General features: G+C 40.1%; 2 protein-coding genes and 1 pseudogene. 1 reads left to right on the top strand and 2 read right to left on the bottom strand.

Annotated features, from left to right (window positions below; all coding sequences use genetic code 11):
* A partial coding sequence (locus L652_RS0106255) for an IS4 family transposase (protein ID WP_024603370.1) occupies positions 1 to 1,077 on the top strand: 1,077 nt, incomplete at its 5' end.
* 64 nt (positions 1,078 to 1,141) lie between these two features.
* Here L652_RS0106255 and L652_RS0106250 read toward each other — a convergent pair.
* Together L652_RS0106250 and L652_RS1000000125335 are read right to left on the bottom strand one after the other, a co-directional pair.
* A complete protein-coding gene (locus L652_RS0106250) occupies positions 1,142 to 2,326 on the bottom strand; it encodes a heparan-alpha-glucosaminide N-acetyltransferase domain-containing protein (RefSeq protein WP_024603369.1) in 1,185 nt (394 codons plus the stop codon).
* A 149-nt stretch (positions 2,327 to 2,475) separates the two neighbouring features.
* A pseudogene (locus L652_RS1000000125335) lies at positions 2,476 to 2,553 on the bottom strand (MgtC/SapB family protein); the annotation flags it as partial.

The raw sequence follows: 2,553 nt of genomic DNA, 5'->3' as shown, positions 1-2,553 counted from the left end.
CATTCCTCCATTCGAGATGATTTGGGTCATGTCGGACGAGGAGCAAAACAACGAGGCTTGTTAGCTCATAGCGTATTACTGTTTGCGCCAGACACAAAGCAAGTTGTGGGATTAATTGAACAGTCTCGCTGGAGTCGTGATATCAACACGATTGGAAAAAGAGAAAAACACGCGACGACTTCTTACGAAGAAAAAGAAAGTTACAAGTGGGAGTCAGCGTCACGAGCGATGGCAGAGCGGCTGCAAGGACAAATGGCGAACGTGATATCGGTGTGTGACCGCGAAGCGGACATCTACGAATACTTGCAGTATAAACTGACCGAGCAGCAACGATTCGTCGTACGCTCGATGCAAAGTCGTCATATTGAAGAAGGTGAGGATAAGCTCTATGCGTTTGCAAGCGAGCTGATGAGTGCAGGCACCAAACACATCCACATTGCACAAAAAGGAGGAAGAAAAGCCCGAAGCGCAACACTGGATATCACCTATGCGCCAGTGACACTCAAAGCGCCTTACAATAAGAAAGGACACTCCCTCCCAGTTTACTATGTCGGCTGTACAGAGCGAGGAAACGCTAAGAATGGCTTAAGCTGGCACCTATTAACCAGTGAACCAGTCACCAGCAAAGAAGACGCCTTAGCTATCATCACCTACTATGAGCACCGTTGGCTTGTAGAGGAATACCATAAAGTCTGGAAAAGTGATGGTACGGATATCGAAAGTTTACGCCTTCAAAGCCAAGATAACATGGAAAGATTGGTGACGATTAATGGCTTTATTGCGACGCGAATATTGCAACTAAAGTTCACCAATGAGCAGCCTGATTCTCCAAGTTGTGAACAACTGTTATCTCCCAAAGCATGGAAGTTATTGTGGTTAAAGAGAATAAAAACACCATTGCCTGAAACTGCTCCAAATATGTCATGGGCGTATCAGGAACTGGCAAAGTTAGGAGGCTGGAAAGATACCAAGCGCACAGGGCGTGCATCTGTGAAAGTGTTATGGAAAGGATGGCTTAAGTTACAAGCCATCCTGGAAGGCTACGATTTAGCAAAATCTCTTGAGTCAGACTTGTGATCAAGAGACAGCTTTTTAAGCGCCTTTTTTAATGTCTATTATTTTGTGCTAACTTGTATAAACGCTATATATATTTAGCAATTAAGCTATGTTTGTGGCTTCGCTTCCAAACAATGTATCGCTTAGCGAGTAGGGTTGTTAGCCCTATTACAACGGCTATAAATAAAAGTGTTGCTGTGTAACTCATGCCATAACCTTCAGGCAAACCAACGAGCGTATCTGCGTAGGTCATATCGCTAAAATTAAAGCCAAGAATAGGTATAAGTAACCAAGCAATAGCATGTAATAAATACAAATGCACAAGGTATGAAAACATACTTGTTTTACCCAGTACTTGTAAAAAGTTATGCGAAAAATCGGTTTTTAAACCACTTAATGCCTTTAAAAAAATAAGCCCAAGGCCAACAGTAAGTAACATAAACTGCAGCGAAAGCGGATACTTTGTTGGGTTTAGAAACGACATAACAGTGAGTAATGAGCTTGTATGTATAGCAAACTGTGACATGTCACCGTATAAGTTAAACCCACGTAAAATGCCATAAAGCGCAAGGCAAGTAACCCCTAATAACAATGCGTGATTCATCACTTTTTTACTGTATTGTTGTGCTTTGTAATAAACACCAGCGCAATATGCCAATGCCATTAAGCCAACAATAGGGGCAACTGGGTAGGTTGTTCTAATTTGAAAATCAAAAGGGAGATCAAGTACATTTTTTTGATGTGCAATAGACCAAGCAGTATGTGCAAATGTATTAGGCTCAAAGCTTGTTCCATCAAATAAATTATGCCCAAACACGAGTAATAAGCCTGCTACAAAAATGGCATAAATGCCCAGGAAACGCAGCAGTCCTAAAATAACAAAGCCCCAGCCGATAGCCCAAATAACTTGTGCGTATAGCATTGGGTATAGTGGGTTAAAGCTCCAAGACCACGAAACAATAGTAAATTCAAACAAAATTAGCACTAAACCACGAATAATCAAGCTTTGTGAAAATGCTTTAGTGGATACATATTTATGCTCTGTTATAGCCGCAGATAGACCTGCTAAGAATACGAAGAGTGGTGCGCAAAAGTGAGAAACAAAACGCGTAAAAAAGGTAACGGGATCAGTCCCTGGAATGGTCATCGGATCGGTAACTGAGTAATTAAGGCAATAATACATACCATGGTCAATAACCATAAATATAATTATAATGCCCCGTAATATATCAATATGATGTAAGCGGTTATCGGTTGAAGGTAGCGACATAAGAGAGCTATATAGAGTGATTTAAAACTGTATTTATTATATGTTATATTGTATCAAATTGAAATCGTGTATTTATATTTTGCCAGTGATTATACACACGTAATACGACCAATATTTGCTCGCATTACTTGTAATGATACAGCTAATTATCACTTAAACTTTTTTACATACCTTAGCGTTATAAAATTAATAATGGCGAGCAAAATGGCTATTTCGTAACGGCTATA

Origin of the sequence: Pseudoalteromonas sp. TB25 (assembly GCF_000497995.1) — a bacterium.
GTDB lineage: Bacteria > Pseudomonadota > Gammaproteobacteria > Enterobacterales > Alteromonadaceae > Pseudoalteromonas > Pseudoalteromonas distincta.
This window is presented reverse-complemented; position numbering and strand designations above follow the sequence as displayed.